This is a genomic window from Klebsiella sp. CN_Kp100 (assembly GCF_040065315.1).
Classification (GTDB): Bacteria; Pseudomonadota; Gammaproteobacteria; order Enterobacterales; family Enterobacteriaceae; genus Klebsiella; species Klebsiella oxytoca.
In genome coordinates this window covers 41,531-58,571 of record NZ_JBEAIJ010000059.1, presented here as the reverse complement: position 1 = coordinate 58,571, position 17,041 = coordinate 41,531, and the positions used below count along the sequence as shown (strand labels likewise).

Sequence of the window (17,041 nt, the reverse complement as noted above, 5' to 3'; positions counted from 1 at the left end):
GCACGATACGTTGAATTATCAACATGATTAAATCCAGAACGCAGCGAATAATTTTCCCTCAGCGCGCGTGGATAATTATCTCGCCGTTACGCTGAGGGGCACTTTTTTTTGAGGCGGCTCGCAAAAATGAGCAGCATATGAATACCCTGAAAAAAATCGCCTGATTATTGCATCGCTTCCCGGTGAGTCCTGGAATAATAAAGGGAAGCAAATGAATAAATTTATTGTTGCCGATTCTGCAAACTGTATTGGCTGCCACGCCTGTGAAGTGGCCTGCGTCACCTCTCATCGCCAGGACAGCTGGCCCCAGCAGCGCAGCGACTTTCTGCCGCGTATTCGGGTGTTCTTCCACCGCAACGCCAGCAGTGCGACAACCTGCCGCCACTGCAACGACGCTCCCTGCGTCGGCGCTTGTCCGACCCAGGCGCTGATCGTAGCCAACGACAGCGTTCAGTTTACAGAGGCGCTGTGCATCGGCTGTAAAAACTGCGTCATCGCCTGTCCCTTTGGGGCGATTGAGATGGTGGCCAACGATGACGACGCGCCGCAGCTGGCGCAGAAATGCGATCTTTGCCGTCAGCATCCTTCCGGTCAGCAGGCGTGCGTGGCCAGCTGTCCAACCCAGGCGCTGCGTCTGATGGATGAAGCCGCGGTTAACCAGCTGCGTACCGCGCGGCAGATCCGCTCCGCGCTGGAAACCCCGCTGGAAGCCGTTCGTGGCGTAAGACGTCGGGCGATACTCAATAAACCTCCGCGCGTTGGCGCAAAAAAAGTGCCCGCCGATGACCGCATGCAGCACTTCCGGGAAATCTATCAGCCGCTGAGCGAGTGCGATGCGGAGTATGAGAGCGAACGCTGTCTCTACTGCGCGCAGAAGGCATGGTGCAACTGGACCTGTCCTTTACATAATCATATTCCCGATTTCATTCGCCTGGTGAACGAGGGCAAGATTATCGAGGCGGCGGAGTTATGCCATCAGAGCAGCTCCCTGCCGGAGATTTGCGGCCGGGTCTGTCCACAGGACAGGCTGTGCGAAGGGGCCTGCACGCTCAAGAACGAAGGCGGCTCGGTCGCCATTGGCAACCTTGAGCGCTATATCACCGATACCGCGCTGGCGATGGGCTGGCGGCCGACAATCGGCAAAGTGGCCCCGCGACCGGAGCGGGTGGCGGTGATCGGCGCCGGGCCTGCCGGTCTGGGCTGCGCCGATATTCTCGTGCGCGAGGGCGTGCACGTTGACGTTTTTGACCGCCATCCGGAGATCGGCGGTCTGCTGACCTTCGGTATCCCGCCGTTCAAGCTGGATAAAAAGGTGCTTGAGATGCGCCGCGACATTTTTAGCGCCATGGGCGTCAATTTTCATCTCAATCAGGAGGTGGGTCGCGACGTGGCTTTTGCCGATCTGCTGAAAAACTATGACGCCGTCTTCCTCGGCGTGGGCACCTACGGTCTGATGGCCGCCGGTCTGGAGGGAGAGAACGCCCCCGGCGTGATTCAGGCCCTGCCGTTCCTGATTGCCAGCACCCGCGAGGTGATCGGGCTTGAAGAGAGCGCCGAGTATCCGCTGACCGACATCAAGGGGAAACGCGTGGTGGTGCTTGGCGGGGGAGATACGGCGATGGACTGTCTGCGCACCGCCGTTCGCCGCGGCGCAGCGAGCGTGACCTGCGCTTACCGTCGCGATGAACTGAGTATGCCCGGATCGAAAAAAGAGGTGGTGAACGCGCGGGAAGAGGGCGTGAAATTTGAGTTTAACGTGCAGCCGCAGCGCATTCAGCTCAACCGTAAGGGGCAGGTCTGCGCGGTGGAGATGATCCGCACGAAGATGGGCGAGCCGGGGCCGGACGGCCGCCGCCGGCCGCAGCCGATCCCGGATTCCGGGTTTGAACTTCAAGCCGATGTGCTCATTATGGCGTTTGGCTTTCAGGCTCACGAGATGCCGTGGCTACGCGGCCACGGCATTAAGCTGGACCGCTGGGGGCAGATAGTCACCGGTGGAAAAGGGCGCGGAACGACGCAAACCAGCCATGACAAAATCTTTGCCGGCGGCGACGCCGTGACCGGGGCGGACCTGGTGGTTACCGCCATGGTCGCCGGGCGGCAGGCGGCCAGCGAGATGTTGACGCAATTCAGGGCCCGGGAGGAGATATGACCAGTTTTATCGTTGCCAGTTCGCAGGCCTGCATCGGCTGCAGGACCTGTGAGGTTGCCTGTGCGCTGGAACATGTGGCGCCGGGGGCGGAGTTCCATCCCCGCCTGAAGGTGATGCGCCTCGACGATCTTAGCGTGCCGGTGATGTGTCATCAGTGCGAGAATGCGCCCTGCGTGGGCGCCTGCCCGACCGGGGCGCTGAGTATGGGGGCGGAGAAAGTTGAAGCCGACGGCGGACGCTGCATTGGTTGTCAGAGCTGCGTTGTCGCCTGCCCGTTTGGGGCGATTACCATCGAGGTGGAGGCCGGTCTGACGCCGGTTATCGTCAAGTGCGACCTTTGCGGTACCCGCGAGCGCGGCCCCGCCTGCGTTGATGTCTGCCCGACGGCGGCGCTGAGTATCATGACCGAAGAGCAGCTCAGAGCGCTGCAAAAGCAGCGCAATATCGCTACTGCCGCGCTGCTGTCGCTATAAACGTTGCGCCCGGCGGCGCGTAAGCTGCCGGGTCATTTCACGCGCGCTGTCTGCAAAAAAAACCGGCTTGTCAGGCCGGTTTAGCATTTTTGCACGGGCTATGCGGGGAGCGCATCCATTCGCGCCCACATTTTTTTCGCCACTTTCTGCGCTTCGCGGAATATCGGCTCGCAGTCGAAGCTGAACTGGCGATCCTCGTAGATCATCACGCCGTTCACCATCACGCTGCGCACGCTGTTTGCTCCCAGGCCGAAGGCGATATGTCCGGCGATATTTTCCGCGATCAGCGGCGTCGGCGCCATATAGTCGCAAATGGTGAGGTCCGCTTTATAGCCCGCCTCAAGGCGGCCAAAGTAGGCGTTGAAGTTGCGATTCAACAGTTCATTACCGTTACTCAGCGCCTTCGCGAAGCTGTCCGGCCACAGCGGCCCGCCGGCGTCGCGGTGTTTAAAGAAGGCAAACTTCAGCTCCTCGAACATATCGGAACCAATGCCGTCGGTGCCGAGCGCCAGATTACGGATCTGCGGCAGGTGGTAGTTGTAGCCGACGTGATTGTTCATATTGGAGCGCGCGTTATGCACCAGGAAACCGTCCTGCGCATTGAGCAGCTCCACGTCGGCATCGGAGATATACAGACCGTGAGCAATCAGCGTCTTACTGTTGATAAGGTCGAACTCCGCCAGCCGCACCAGCAGGTCCTTGCCGTAAAGGTGATGGCTGTGAGAAACATCGTAGCGGTCTTCCGCCGCGTGGATATGCAGGCCGCGACCGGTGGCTTTTAGCGCTTCGCGCAGCATCGCCAGGCCTTCATCAGGCACGGTGAACGGCGCATGGGCGCCGATATGGGCCTCCACCAGATAAGGTTGCTCTCCTTTTTCGCGGGCGGCGTCGATCTCTCTGGCAAAGCGAATGTTCTCCTCAACGCTGTCGCGCAGCTCGCGGCTGCCAAAGTTGCGGTCGGTCGTTTCGAAGCAGGTCATCCCGCGCAGCCCGATTTTGAGAAAAGCGTTGCGCAGTTGGCTCAGGGAGCCAGCGATATAGTGGGGCGACGCATGATGATCGATAACCGCCGTGCAGCCGCTACGCACGGCCTCCATGGCGCAGATCAGACCGCTGTAGAAAAGCGACTCTTCGTCCAGCGCCCGGTCAAGGCGCCACCACAGGTTTTTCAGCGTGGAGATAAAGTCCGGGCTGGGGGCGATATTAGCCTGAATCCCCCGGGACAGGCCGGAATAAAAGTGATTGTGCGAGCAGACCATGCCGGGCATTACCAGTTGCCCGCGCATCTCTTTCACCTGCGCCTGCGGATAGCGCTGGCACAGGCCGGGGCCGACGGCGAGAATTTTATCATCCTCAATGGCAATATCGACGTTCTCCCACACTTTCGCCGGATAGATCTGCGCGGCGGTGGCATTTTTCAGGATCAGGATACTCATACTTCAACGCCTCCCAGGAGATAGCTTTGATGCTGATGAATATGGCTTATGATGCGGCACATGGCGTCGAGCTGGGCCGGCACCTCGTTAAACTGGCCGCGGTCGTTAATTTCCAGCTGCCACGTCTGGTCGTTCTGACGCACTTTGACGCTGGCACCCTCGACGAAGAAGCCCGGATTGGTGCTGTTGACAAAATCCTGCTCGAGGCTGAATACGGTGATTTTGTCTTTATACGGTTTCCCCTGCCACGGGCAGAACTGAGCGCAGTTGCCGCATTCGTTGCAATAAGCGTCCAGGTGCAGGGTCTGGAAACGATTCTGGAACCCCGGGACGGCCACGGAAATATTGGCGCGGTTTGGACAGACGTCGACGCACTTGCTGCACACGTAGTTGCACTCCAGGCAGCGGCTGGCTTCCTGCTCGACAAAAGCCTCGCGCTGGTTTTTATCCACCAGCGTGACGGCGATAGCGCCTTTACGCTGATACACCTTCGCCGGATCGACATTGTTCCAGACTTTATTCCCGTAGCTGCTGGCGATATTCTCCCGCGCCAGGATCAGGTCCGTGGCCCGCCGCGCGTTGCCGATAGCGGAGACGATAGAAGAGGGGCCGCGCTGAACGTCGCCAATCAGAAAGACGTTCGGCTTGCTGGTCTCGCCATCGGCGTTGACCACCGGCCAGCCCTGCGGGTCGAGCGGGATCCCCATTGCCGACAGCGCTTCGCCGTCCTGCTGCTCGCCGATGGCGGTAATCAGGGAGTCGACTTTCAGCGTGCGAAGTTCATCGGTTTCTACCGGACGGCGGCGGCCTTTCTCATCCGGCTCGCCCAGCTTCATCACGCGTACGACGAGCGTTCCGTCGGCGTTAAACTGTTCCGGGTTGCATAGCCACTCGAAGTCGACGCCGTCGAGCAGCGCCTCATCGTACTCTTCGCGCCAGGCGGGCATCTCTTGCTGAGAACGGCGATAGACGATGGTTGCGCTCTGCACGCCCGGCACGCGTAGCGCCGCGCGGGCGCAGTCCATCGCGGTATTGCCGGCGCCGACCACGGCCACGCGTTTGCCCAGATCCAGTCGGTCGCCGCGGTTGAACTGGCGCAGGAACTGCAGCGACTTATGCACGTTCTGGTTATCGCCGCGCAGCTTCACGCCGCTGTTTTTATCGGTACCGGTGCCGACCAGCACATAACGAAAACCTTCCGCCTGCAGCTTTTCTACGCTCAGATGCGGGTCGCAGCCGTACTCAATTTTGACGCCGTGGGCGACGACAAAATCAATATCGTGCTGGATAAGCTCGCCGGGAATGCGGAACTGCGGAATGATATTCTGCACCACGCCCCCGGCGTTGGCTTCGCGTTCAAAAACCGTGACCGGATGCCCGGCGCGGGCGAGAAAGTATCCGGCGGCGAGACCCGCAGGGCCTGCGCCGATCACCGCTACCGGGTGCAGGGAGCCGGAGCCCGCGGGTTTGTGCCAGCGGCTGCGGTACTCGTCCCAGCCTTTCTCCAGCGCCACTTTTTTCAGCTCACGAATGTTGAGCGCGCTGTCGTAATCCAGGCGCGTACAGTTGTACTGGCACTGGTGGTCGCAGATATGGCCGGTAATGGCCGGCAACGCGTTACGCTGATAGATTAGCTCCAGCGCGTCGGCGTAGCGATGCTCGCCCAGCAGGCGAATATATTCCGGAATATCCTGCTTAATGGCGCAGGCCGTTACGCAGGGGGCGACGTAGCAGTCAAGCAGCGGCAGGGGCTCGCCGGTATCAATGCGCTCTTCCGGCTTCCACTGTTTCTGGGTGTAGTCCATGCTCACCGCTTTTTCCGCCAGTGCGTTGAGGCGCTCGACGTCGATCTGCGTCATGTTCCAGCCGTCGGCTTTTCCCAGCTCGCGCATGCACTCGCTCAGGCGCAGATATCCTCCCGGCTTCAGCAGGTCGGTGGCCATGGTGATAGGGCGAATGCCGGTTTCGAAAATTTCGCGAATATTCAGCTGGCTGGCGCCGCCGGAATAGGAGATCGGCAGCTTGCCGTCAAACGCCCGGGAGAGCAGGGCGGCCACGTTGATAGATAGCGGGAACAGGGCGCGGCCGGACATATACATTTCATCTCCCGGCAGCGCCCCCTTGTTATTGACGGTGCCGAGAGTGTTGGTCAGCTTGACGCCAAAGCCAAGGCTGCGCTCTTTCGCCAGCGCCATCAGGCGCGTCAGCATCTCCAGCGCCCGGTCGATCTTAAGGTCGTGGTCAAATGACTCTTCGCTAAGGCCGATATAGCCGAAGCCGCAGGCGTCGAGGATCTGGCGTACGCGTGGATAGCCGAGCAGGGTCGGATTGAGCTTCACAAAGGTGTTGAGGTTTTTCTCCGTCAGCATATAGCGGCAGATGGCTTCGATCTCATCCGGCGGACAGCCGTGCATCGTCGAGAGGGTCACCCCTTCAACCAGCCTGGCGGGCACGCGCTGGGCAAGGTTATCGAGCCCGTCTTTGCGCGCGCATGTTGGCAGGCGATCGATAAAGGTTCTATTTTGCAGCCAGCGGTTCAGGGTGTCGCGGTACTGGGCGAATTTAGGATGGGCGGAGGCGTCCATCATATTGTCGATAAATTCCTGCATTGGCGGCTGCTTAATACCGTCAAGGTTGTAGCCAACGCTCATATTGAAAATAAACGATTTGCTCTCTTTATGGGTGCCCAGCGGAAAGACCTGCTCGAGCAGATGCAGCGTGAACCAGGCTTTCAGGTATTCATCCCAGGCTTTCTTGAGGGTAAATTCGGTGGACCATTCGGTGTTAAAGCACTCATCTTCGGCATCGATACAGGGCTTTTCCAGCTCCAGACGGTCAAGGATCTGTACGGTTTTCAGCTCGATAAACCGCCCGCCGGTGAGCCATGCGGTAATGATGTTTTGCGCCAGCTGGGTATGCGGCCCTGCTGCCGGGCCGAGCGGCGTCGCACAGCTTTCGCCGAATACGCCGATCGACCTCTGCGCCTGCGGCGTGTAAAACTGTTGCTCGGGAATGCCAAAAATAGTCCGCTGACTCTGATACTCGTCGAAAATGCGCGTTAAAAGCTCCTCAAACGGCACGGGACGCATTATATCTCCCATAACCCTCTCCTTAGATATCATTGTAAGATCGACATTGCCGGTGGTAATAATCCCGACGGATAACGAAAGAGGAGCAACAATCACACCAGTTATTCAAACCGCGGCGGCGAAATAATTAATTTGTGAACCAGGTCGAAACTCGACGATGCCGGGCGAATAATTCCATAGCGGGTAAATGAGAACTCAAATCAATACGCTTTATCATTCGGCGAGATTTCTCAAAATCAGATCCGGAATATCAGAATGATAATTTATGTCGGCTATTCGGCGGTGATTTCAGCAGGCGGCTTATTTTTGCTGCGGCAACAGAGGAAATAATCGATGAGATACCATCGTTGCAGCGTCAATAGGGCTAACGAAATGACCTGGCTCACAATTTACGATGAAAAATAGCGGCTAAGTATAAATATTGCATAGTTGCTACGGGTCGCTGCGACGCTATTTCTACGCCGGGTAGACTCTCAAACTGAGAACCCGGGGAAATATCGCAGATAATCAAATAGAGCCGTAAACATCGCCTTTGAGGTTGGTATGAATATTTTTGCAGAAGCTGCACGACTTGAGGAGCAGAACCGTCCCTTTGCCCTGGCGCAGATTGTCGTAAGCCGGGGCTCTACCCCCCGACACTCCGCTCAGATGCTCATCCGGGAGGACGGCTCGATTGTGGGCACCATTGGCGGCGGGATGGTGGAGCGTAAAGTCATCGATGAGGCGCTGGAGGCGCTGAGCGAGCGGGAGTCGCGAATGTTCCACGGCCGCATGGCGCGCACCGGTAGCGACGCCGTGGGCTCCGACTGCGGCGGCGCGATGTCGGTTTATATCAGCGTTCACGGCCTGCGCCCGCGCCTGCTGTTGGTCGGCGCCGGGCACGTCAATCGTGCGGTTGCCCACGCCGCGGCGCTGGTGGATTTTGACATCTGCGTGGGCGATATCTATCCCGCCAGCCTTTGCCCGGAGGCTTTTCCGCTTTCGGCGAGGCTGGTCCATGACTCCAGCTTTACGGAAGTGGTCGAGGCGATGGCGGTGCGGCCGCAGGATTTCGTACTGATCGCCACCAACAACCAGGATCGCGAGGCGCTGGACAGGCTGATAACCCAGCCGGTAGCCTGGCTTGGGCTGCTGGCCAGCCGACGGAAAGTGCAGGCTTTTTTACGCCAGATGCGGGAGAACGGCGTGCCGGAGGCGGATATCAGCCGCCTGCGGGCGCCGATTGGTTATGACATCGGCGCCGAGACGCCAAACGAGATTGCTATCAGCGTACTGGCGGAAATCCTGCAGGTGAAAAACGGCGCGCCTGGGGGGCTTATGGATCAGGTGCGGCAATCTTGTCAGCCGGATTGTCTGGCTGAGGCGGTGGCAATCTGAAGAGCAGGGGAGAGTTGCCGGGAGGTTCCCGGCAACCCGTAGCGTACAGCTTATTGGCTTATGATGGTGCCCGTTTTTCCTTCTATCCCCTCTTTGGCTTTGCTTAGCATCGTGATCAGCGCTTTGCGCCCCGGGCCTGAGCGGGCGAAGGCGGCGGCGGCTTCCACTTTTGGCAGCATAGAGCCTTTGGCAAAGTGTCCCTCTTCGATAAAACGTTCGGCATCGCGCAGGGAGAGGTTATCCAGCCACTGCTCGTCAGGTTTACCGAAGTTGATCGCCACCTTCTCCACGGCGGTGAGGATGATCAGCAGATCGGCGTCGATCATCTCCGCCAGCTTCGCGCTGGCCCAGTCCTTGTCGATGACCGCGCTGGCGCCGCGCAGATGATTACCTTCGCGTATGACCGGAATGCCGCCGCCGCCGACGGTGATCACCACGTGGCAGTCATCCATCAGCGCTTTTACCGTTTGTTTCTCGATAATATCGACCGGCTTTGGCGACGCGACGACGCGACGGTAGCCGCGCCCGGCATCCTCTTTCATGATGTAGCCGTTTTGGCTCAGCTTCTCAGCCTCTTCTTTGCTGAAGAATGAGCCGATGGGCTTGGTCGGATTAAGAAAAGCCTCATCGTTAGCGTCCACTTCCACCTGGGTTATCAGGGTGGCCACCGGAATGTCCAGCTGGCGCGTGAGCAGTTCTTCACGAATCGCGTTCTGCAGGTCGTAGCCGATGTAGCCCTGGCTGAGAGCCACGCAGACCGACATCGGTAGCATCGGTGTGTGGGCTTCGGTTTTTGCCGCGGCCTCGAAGGCCTGATTAATCATGCCCACCTGCGGGCCGTTGCCGTGAGTGACCACCACCTGGTGACCAAGGGAGATAAGATCGACGATCGTCCGGGCGGTGTGCTGTACGGCCCGCATCTGTCCGGCGAGATCGTCGCCCAGCGCATTCCCGCCGAGAGCGAGAACAATTTTTTTACTCATAGCTTCCTCTCATTACGTTTCTGTTCCGCTGACGGTCTGGTGAGCGGTGGAAAAAGGTTGTCGGCGTAAAAAGCGGCCCTGTCCGGCGATGCCGGTAAAGGTGCCGTTATCGAAGATCACTCTGCCGTGGGAGAGCGTCTGGCGAATCGCGCCCTGGCAGATAAAGCCTTCATAGGGTGAATAGTCTGCGTTGTCGTGCAGCATGGCATGGCGGATGGTGGTCGTACGCTGTGGATCGATGATAACCACGTCGCCATCGGCGCCGGGCGCCAGCAGACCCTTCTGCGGCCACAGACCAAACAGCTTCGCCGGATTGGCGCTGGTGAGCGCCACAAAGCGCTCGGGGGTGATGCGCCCGCTCATCACGCCGTGCGAGAACAGCAGCAACAGGCGGTTTTCTACTCCGGGCAGACCGTTCGGACAGCGGCTAAAGTCGCCGCCGGAGATCTGCCTGCGCTGCTGGGCAGAGAAAGCGCAGTGGTCGGTGGCGACCGTGTCAATATCCCCATCATGGATGCCGCGCCATAGCGCATCGTTATTACTGGCGTTGCGCAGGGGAGGGCTGAGCAGGTAGTTAAGCGCATCTTCACGCTCGTAGCAGCGCTCGTCGAGCAGCAGATACTGCGGGCAGGTCTCTACCCACACCGGCTGGTGGCGTCTTCTGGCAAGACGTAGATACTCCAGGCCCAGGGCGTTGGAAAGATGAACAATATAGAGCGGCGCGTTTCCCGCCAGCCTGGCGAGGTTGATCGTTCGGGCGATGGCTTCCGCCTCGCACTCCAGCGGGCGGCTCAGGGCGTGATAGCGCGGCGCGGTTTTACCGGCGTTGATAAATTCCGCCCGGCGCTGGGCAATGGCGGCATCGTTTTCCGGATGAACCGTCGTCAGCGCGCCGGCGCGCTGCAGGTGGCGCATTGCCTGCAGCAACTCGTCATCGTTAAGTTTGTACTGGTAGGTCAGATAGAGCTTAAAGCTGCTGATGCCGCTATCCACCATCATCGGGATCTCGTCGAGAATGCCGTGGTTAACGTGCTGGATAACGCCGTGAAAACTGTAGTCGATAACGGCTTTATAGGCGGCGTAGCCGCGATAGACTTCGAACTGGTGGCGCAGGTGGCAGCCGACGGGGCCAAAGCCCATATGATCAACAATGGTGGTGGTGCCGCCGCAGGCCGCGGCCCGGGTTCCGGTAAAAAAATCATCGCAGCTGCGGGCGAGCCCCACGTCAATATTGAAATGAGTATGAACGTCGACGCCGCCGGGCATCACGTAGCAGCCCTCGGCGTCAATCACTTCGCAGGGTTGTTCTGCCTCAATAGAATCGGCAAGGCGCTTGACGAGGCCATCTTCAATGAGCAGGTCCTGCTTTACCTGTCCGTCGGCGTTGACGACGAGGCCATTTTTAATCAGTACGCGCATAGAAACCTCAACATACCGCCGCAGAGCGCGGCGGCAGACAGGACGAACAATTACTCCGTAGCCAGCCAGCTCAGCGGGATGGCGGCATACATTGCGGCGCAGGTCACCAGATGCGATTTCCAGGTTTTCTCATTTGGCGCGTGCGCTTCCGGCTCTTTCCCTGGCCCAAAACCGATAACCGGAATGCCGTGGCGGCCCATAATTGACACGCCGTTGGTGGAGAAGGTCCACTTATCCACCACCGGCGCTTTGCCGAACAGACCTTCGTAGGCGTTACTCAGGGCGCGGACGGTGAAGTGGTTCTCTTCCACTTTCCAGGTCGGGAAGTAGCATTCGGTCGGGTAGACCAGCCCGGTCCAGGAGGGGCGTTCGTAGTTGTACATTGAGACCACCGCGGCGGCTTTTTTCACCGCCGGCAGCGCGCGGATCTCTTCCAGCGCGCCTTCCCAGGTTTCGCCCCAGGTCAGACGGCGGTCAATGGAGACGGCGCAGCTATCCGCCACCGCGCAGCGGCTCGGCGAGGTGAAGAAAATCTCTGACACCGTCAGGGTGCCTTTGCCGAGGAACTCGTCGTAGCCCAGCTTCTGCGAAAGTTGTTCCAGCTCGGTGAGAATGGGGGCCATTTTGAAAATGGCGTTATCGCCGCGCTCCGGAGCGGAGCCGTGGCAGCTGACGCCCTGAACTTCCACGCGGATCTCCATACGCCCGCGCTGGCCGCGGTAAATCTGGCAGTCGGTGGGTTCGGTGCTGACGACAAATTCAGGACGAATGCCGGACTGTTCAATAATGTACTGCCAGCACAGGCCGTCGCAATCCTCCTCCTGAACGGTACCGGTCACCAGCAGGGTATACTCATCTTCCAGACCCAGATCTTTAATAATTTTACCGGCATAAACCATGGAGGCCATTCCGCCCTCCTGGTCAGACGCGCCGCGTCCGCCGATCAGCTCATCGGTCTCCATACCTTCGTACGGGTCGAAGTTCCAGTTTTTGATGTTGCCAATGCCGACGGTATCAATGTGCGCGTCCATGGCGACCAGACGCGGGCCGTGGCCGATGTAGCCCAGTACGTTGCCCATCGGATCGATTTCAACTTTGTCGAACCCGACTTTCTCCATCTCCTCTTTGATGCGGTGCACCACGCGCTTCTCATCACTGCTTTCGCTGGGGATGGCGATCATATCGCGCAGGAAGCGGGTCATCTCTTTTTCATACTGCTTTGATTTTTCCAGGATCGCGTTGAACGGAATTTGCTTAGCCATAAGGATGTTCTCCAGTTCTGAATACAGGTTTCCCGCCGGGCGGGAGGAATTTGATAAGTCGGCTACTGCGCGGCCGGATGTTTGCCTTCCCAGACGACTTCGCGATAGTGCTTAACGTCGGTGTCGCCCTCGGTGCTAATCACCAGCACCACGGAATCGCTATCCAGCTTGAGCTTGTGCATCAGCGCTTCGCGCTGCGGATGGAAATGAATCGCCGCCAGCAGGCCGAGACCGACGGCGCCGGATTCGCCGGAGATGATGCGAGGATCCTGGCCCGTCGGGTTTCCCAGCACCCGCATGCCGAGGGCGGCGACGGCGTCCTGACAGGAGACAAACTCCGTGGCGCAGTTGCGCAGCACTTCCCAGCCCAGCGGGTTAGGCTCACCGCAGGCGAGGCCGGCCATAATGGTGGCCATATCGCCGCTGACGTTAACGATCTGGCCCTTCAGGGCAGAGCGGTAGAGACAGTCGGCCAGCTCCGGTTCGACGATAATGGAATGGAGATGCTTCGCGCCGTAGACATCGGCCAGGTAGCCCAGCACGCCGCCCGCCATCGCCCCCACGCCGCCCTGCAGGAGCACGTGCGTCGGACGGGCGATACCCATCGAGGAGAGCTGTTCTACCGCTTCATCAGCGAGGGTGGCGTAGCCCTGCATAATCCAGGTCGGAATTTTTGTGTAGCCTTCCCAGGCGGTGTCCTGCACCACCTCCCAGCCGTTTTTCTGCGCGGTCTGCATGGTAAAGCGGACGGTGTCGTCGTAGTTCATGTCGGTGACGATACACTCGGCGCCGAGGCGCAGAATGGCATCAACCCGCTCCTGTGCGGAACCTTTAGGCATATAGATAACGGCGTTCTGGCCTAACTGGCGGGCCGCCCACGCCACTCCGCGGCCGTGGTTGCCATCGGTGGTGGTGGCGAACGTCATCTTCTCTTTAATGCTGGATTTGAGCGTTTCGAAGGAGAGGTCGTTGATATCTAAATGGTATTTTTCACAGAGCAGCCTGGCAATAGCGTAAGAGCCACCGAGCATTTTGAAGGCATTGAGGCCAAAGCGTCGTGACTCGTCTTTGACGAGGATTTTTTGCACGCCAAACAGGGCGGAAAGCTCGTTCAGCGCCACCAGCGGCGTAGGCTTATAGCCGGTAATTTTTTGATGAAAGCGGCGAGCCTGCTGCGCCTGCTGGCGTGAAAACAGCGGCGAAGTCTCCCCGTTGAAAAAACGGTTTTCGGCAATATCCATTTTCAGTGAGAAAGCAGACATACTCGATCCTTATCCTTTTATGGGCGAAGTCATGAGGCTGGCCCGCAGGCCAGCCTGGGGATTATTTGATGCGTTTCTGCGCTTCCTTGAGCAGCTGCTCCAGCACCTTGCCCGGATTGGCGTATTTGCGGCACACGATCATCGCGGCGATGATATACGGCTTCCAGCTGGCCTCTTTGTAGGTCGGGATACGGTACTTCTCGAAGACGCCCTCGGTGACTTCGCCCGCGTCGCAGGAGACGCCGGTGATATCCGCCGGCAGGCAGTGCATGTACAGCGCGTCGCCGTCGCGGGTGTGTTTCATCATCTCTTCCGTACAGTGCCAGTCTTTATGTCCGGCGTTCTGTTCAAGGCAGGCTTTTTCCAGCGCCTTCAGGCCTTCATGGTCATTCGCGCGCAGCAGCTCGGTGCGTTTTTCCATCACCTTGTACGGCGCCCAGGATTTCGGGTAGACGATATCGGCGTCTTTAAATGCTTCTTCCATGCTGTTTACCTGGCGGAAGCTGCCGCCGGAAGCTTTGGCGTTGTTTTTTGCCACTTCAATAACGTCCGGGATCAGGTCGTAACCTTCCGGGTGGGCGAGGGTAACGTCCATTCCGAAGCGGGTCATCAGGCCGATAATGCCCTGCGGTACCGAGAGCGGTTTGCCATAGCTCGGCGAATAGGCCCAGGTCATAGCGATTTTCTTGCCCTTCAGGTTCTCCAGCGAACCGAAGTGCTCGCGCAGCCAGGCGAGATCGGCCATGGATTGCGTCGGGTGGTCGATATCGCACTGCAGATTGATCAGCGCCGGACGCTGCGGCAGGACGCCCTGCTTGTGGCCGTCATCCAGCGCTTCGCCTACCTCACGCATGTAGGCATTGCCCGCGCCAAGGAACATGTCATCGCGGATGCCGATGGCATCGGCGCAGAAGGAGATCATGTTGGCGGTTTCACGGACCGTTTCGCCGTGGGCAATTTGCGATTTTCCCTCATCCAGATCCTGCTGGGCCAGACCTAACAGGTTGAGCGCGGAGGCATAGGAGAAGCGGGTGCGGGTTGAGTTATCGCGGAATACGGAAATACCTAATCCGCTGTTAAACACTTTGGTGGCGATATTTTCATCGCGCAGGGTTTTCAGCGCGGCGGCGACATCCAGCACCTGCTTCAGCTCATCCGGCGATTGCTCCCAGGTCAGCAAAAAGTCTTTCTCACTGAGATGAGAGTTAAGTTTATTGATATCCTTAATCAGTTCGTTAACAGTTTTCATGTTTCAATCCTGGTCGTGAATGACGGCTTAATGATTGCTGTGCGGTCGGATATGCAGAGTTGCCGAATTAGCGACTGCCAGCGCTGTATAATCACTAACAATAAGCGTGCCAAATCCTCCGCAGGAGGCGACGGTCAAAATTGAATGGTTGAGATTATGCTAACTCGGTCACGAATTCAGGCGTGTTTCTCCGGCAGGGAAACGCTGACATTTGTGCCACTGGCGTCAATTCCAGCAGTACAGGCAAGGGAGGGCGCAGTGAATAATACGATTATCATCTTCACACTGCGCCAATATGATAAAATCCGCTGTGAATTTATCATATTGATAAGGAACTGTGATAGCTATTGCATATTTAAGATAAGGTGGGGGGATCGGCCCTATCTATATCAATGCTCGTCGCTAAAGGGAGTGGTATCATTCTTCAGAGATAAATAAAACCGCCTCGCTCGATGCCGATCAGGTGAGCAATAATAGAAGGCCGATATACATGATACCGTCCAAAGCACCTTCCATTTTAATGCAGATTCAGCCTACAATTCAGAAGTTTGCAAGGATGTTGTCCAGCGTACTACAGTTGGAGGTTGAGATTGTCGATAACGAATTATACCGCGTTGCGGGAACCGGGGCTTATAGTAAGCAGATTGGCTATAAATTAAATTCAAATTCACGGCTTCTTCGTTACATTATTGAAACACAGAGCGAAAAGGTCGTCACTCATTCCCGCTTCGATCCTCTCTGCAAAGATTGTAGCAATAAGGACAAGTGCGAAGAGAAAGCGTTCCTCGGCACTCCGGTGATGTATCACGACCGCTGCGTTGGCGTTATTAGCCTGGTGGCGCTAACCCGCGAGCAGCAGGAACGTATTAATGAGAACATTCAGGAATTTTCAGATTACGTTCGCCACGTCTCCAGCATATTCGTTTCCCGCTTTTTACAGGAACGGGCGGTTGGCGATAATATCCACAAAATATTTTTAACCATGATTGAAAATATGGACCAGGGCGTGCTGGTGGTAGGCAACGATCAAAAAGTTAAATTTGCCAACCAGGCCGCGCTGAAAATAATGAGCGTGACGCAGGGCCACGTTATTGGCAAGTCCATCCAGTTTCAGCCTTTGACCTTCGAAGATAATTTCAAGCACGGCCATATGCAGCACATTATCTCCTTTGACGATCGCAAGGAGCTCATTATCGGCCAGCTGCACGCGGTGCAGGATCAATGGCTGTTTTTAATGGCCTTTCACCAGTCGCACTCTTCTGGCGATTTCAGCTGCGGGCAGGAAGGGCCGCAAATTGAAGCGATGGTTGGCGAGTGTCGGCCTATGCGGCAGTTGAAAAAGCTCATCAGCCGCGTGGCGCCAAGCCCGTCCAGCGTGATGATAGCCGGCGAGAGCGGGACCGGGAAAGAGGTTGTTGCCCGCGCTATCCACAAGCTCAGCGACCGCCACACGAAGCCCTTTATCGCCATTAACTGCGCCGCCATACCCGAGCAGCTACTGGAGAGTGAACTGTTCGGCTACGTGAAGGGGGCGTTTACCGGCGCATCGGCTAACGGTAAGACCGGCCTGATTCAGGCGGCCAACAGCGGAACGCTATTCCTGGATGAAATTGGCGATATGCCGCTCACCCTGCAGGCCAAGCTGCTGCGGGCCATCGAATCACGAGAGATTCAGCCGGTAGGCGCCAGCCATCCGGTTCAGGTCGATATCCGCATTATTTCCGCAACCAATCAAAACCTTGACCAGTACATTGCGGAAGGGAAGTTCCGCGAAGATCTCTACTATCGCCTGAACGTCATCCCGCTGCGTCTGCCGCCGCTACGCGAACGCCAGGACGACATTGAGCTACTGATTCACTATTTTCTGCATTTGCATACCGGTCGGCTCAACCTGGTTTACCCCGGCGTCGCGCAGGATGTGATCGATTTCCTCAAACGCTACCGCTGGCCGGGCAATATTCGCGAACTCAGCAATTTGATGGAGTACCTGGTCAACGTGGTGCCCTCGGGCGAGATTATCGATATGTCCCTCCTGCCGCCCAATCTGTTGAGCAGCGGTGAACTGGCGAGCCAGCCGACAGCGCCTGTTTCAGCGGCAGCGACCATCGCCCAGGAGGAAAACGTAACGGCGCTGGAAGAGATGGAGCGGCAGATGATCCGTGACGCCCTCTCTCGCTACAGTAATAAAAAGCAGGCAGCGGACGAGCTGGGTATCGGCATCGCCACGCTGTATCGCAAAATAAAGAAATATTCGCTGGCGGCGGGTCAGAACTGACGGGAACGGCGGCAATAAAAAATCCACGCGAGAGCGCGGATTTTATGACTGGTCTCAGAGCGCA

At 57.8% G+C, this 17,041-nt stretch carries 10 protein-coding genes and 1 pseudogene; 4 read left to right on the top strand and 7 right to left on the bottom strand.

Annotated features, from left to right (window positions below):
- Window positions 1-211 precede the first annotated feature (211 nt).
- The gene (gene ygfT, locus ABLV12_RS26155; RefSeq protein ID WP_348867470.1) at window positions 212-2,152 is read left to right on the top strand and encodes a formate-dependent uric acid utilization protein YgfT; all 1,941 of its coding nucleotides are present in this window, start codon (window positions 212-214) and stop codon (window positions 2,150-2,152) included.
- Window positions 2,149-2,625, top strand: a complete 477-nt coding sequence (locus ABLV12_RS26150) for a 4Fe-4S dicluster domain-containing protein (protein WP_004103174.1) — start codon at window positions 2,149-2,151, stop codon at window positions 2,623-2,625. Before ygfT ends, ABLV12_RS26150 begins: the two co-directional genes overlap by 4 nt.
- A 98-nt stretch (window positions 2,626-2,723) precedes the next feature.
- Here the strand turns inward: ABLV12_RS26150 and ssnA are convergent, their stop codons facing one another.
- A complete protein-coding gene (gene ssnA, locus ABLV12_RS26145) occupies window positions 2,724-4,055 on the bottom strand; it encodes a putative aminohydrolase SsnA (protein WP_187416169.1) in 1,332 nt (443 codons plus the stop codon).
- Between the two features lie 2 nt (window positions 4,056-4,057).
- Window positions 4,058-7,162, bottom strand: coding sequence for a putative selenate reductase subunit YgfK (ygfK, locus tag ABLV12_RS26140; RefSeq protein ID WP_325905824.1), 3,105 nt, complete (start codon window positions 7,160-7,162; stop codon window positions 4,058-4,060).
- A gap of 531 nt (window positions 7,163-7,693) precedes the next feature.
- Between ygfK and ABLV12_RS26135 the strand changes: the two are divergent.
- Window positions 7,694-8,470: pseudogene (locus ABLV12_RS26135) on the top strand (XdhC family protein); the annotation flags it as partial.
- A gap of 107 nt (window positions 8,471-8,577) precedes the next feature.
- Here ABLV12_RS26135 and arcC read toward each other — a convergent pair.
- The 5 genes from arcC to ygeW all read right to left on the bottom strand — a co-directional run bounded on the left by arcC (window position 8,578) and on the right by ygeW (window position 14,702).
- The gene (gene arcC / locus ABLV12_RS26130) at window positions 8,578-9,510 is read right to left on the bottom strand and encodes a carbamate kinase (RefSeq protein WP_004103169.1); all 933 of its coding nucleotides are present in this window, start codon (window positions 9,508-9,510) and stop codon (window positions 8,578-8,580) included.
- 12 nt (window positions 9,511-9,522) lie between these two features.
- Complete coding sequence (hydA, locus tag ABLV12_RS26125) at window positions 9,523-10,929, bottom strand: dihydropyrimidinase (protein ID WP_023321195.1); 1,407 nt, start codon at window positions 10,927-10,929, stop codon at window positions 9,523-9,525.
- A gap of 50 nt (window positions 10,930-10,979) precedes the next feature.
- Entirely contained in the window at window positions 10,980-12,191 is a 1,212-nt protein-coding gene (locus ABLV12_RS26120) for a YgeY family selenium metabolism-linked hydrolase (protein ID WP_004113674.1), read from the bottom strand.
- Window positions 12,192-12,253: 62 nt separating this feature from the next.
- On the bottom strand, window positions 12,254-13,453 hold the full coding sequence (gene dpaL, locus ABLV12_RS26115) for a diaminopropionate ammonia-lyase (RefSeq protein WP_004113673.1): 1,200 nt from the start codon (window positions 13,451-13,453) through the stop codon (window positions 12,254-12,256).
- Window positions 13,454-13,514: 61 nt separating this feature from the next.
- Window positions 13,515-14,702, bottom strand: coding sequence for a knotted carbamoyltransferase YgeW (gene ygeW, locus ABLV12_RS26110; protein ID WP_004103164.1), 1,188 nt, complete (start codon window positions 14,700-14,702; stop codon window positions 13,515-13,517).
- Window positions 14,703-15,192: 490 nt separating this feature from the next.
- On the opposite strand from ygeW, the gene ABLV12_RS26105 reads away from it, so the two are divergent.
- Window positions 15,193-16,977 (top strand): sigma-54-dependent Fis family transcriptional regulator, encoded by a 1,785-nt coding sequence (locus ABLV12_RS26105; RefSeq protein WP_335269653.1) that lies wholly within the window; start codon window positions 15,193-15,195, stop codon window positions 16,975-16,977.
- Window positions 16,978-17,041 lie beyond the last annotated feature (64 nt).

Excerpts from the sequence above, each read along its gene's own strand:
- ABLV12_RS26120 (WP_004113674.1), bottom strand. The coding sequence starts at position 12,191 with ATGGCTAAGCAAATTCCGTTCAACGCGATCCTGGAAAAATCAAAGCAG.
- dpaL (WP_004113673.1), bottom strand. The coding sequence starts at position 13,453 with ATGTCTGCTTTCTCACTGAAAATGGATATTGCCGAAAACCGTTTTTTC.
- ygfK (WP_325905824.1), bottom strand. The coding sequence starts at position 7,162 with ATGGGAGATATAATGCGTCCCGTGCCGTTTGAGGAGCTTTTAACGCGC.
- ygeW (WP_004103164.1), bottom strand. The coding sequence starts at position 14,702 with ATGAAAACTGTTAACGAACTGATTAAGGATATCAATAAACTTAACTCT.
- hydA (WP_023321195.1), bottom strand. The coding sequence starts at position 10,929 with ATGCGCGTACTGATTAAAAATGGCCTCGTCGTCAACGCCGACGGACAG.
- ABLV12_RS26105 (WP_335269653.1), top strand. The coding sequence starts at position 15,193 with ATGATACCGTCCAAAGCACCTTCCATTTTAATGCAGATTCAGCCTACA.
- arcC (WP_004103169.1), bottom strand. The coding sequence starts at position 9,510 with ATGAGTAAAAAAATTGTTCTCGCTCTCGGCGGGAATGCGCTGGGCGAC.
- ABLV12_RS26150 (WP_004103174.1), top strand. The coding sequence starts at position 2,149 with ATGACCAGTTTTATCGTTGCCAGTTCGCAGGCCTGCATCGGCTGCAGG.
- ygfT (WP_348867470.1), top strand. The coding sequence starts at position 212 with ATGAATAAATTTATTGTTGCCGATTCTGCAAACTGTATTGGCTGCCAC.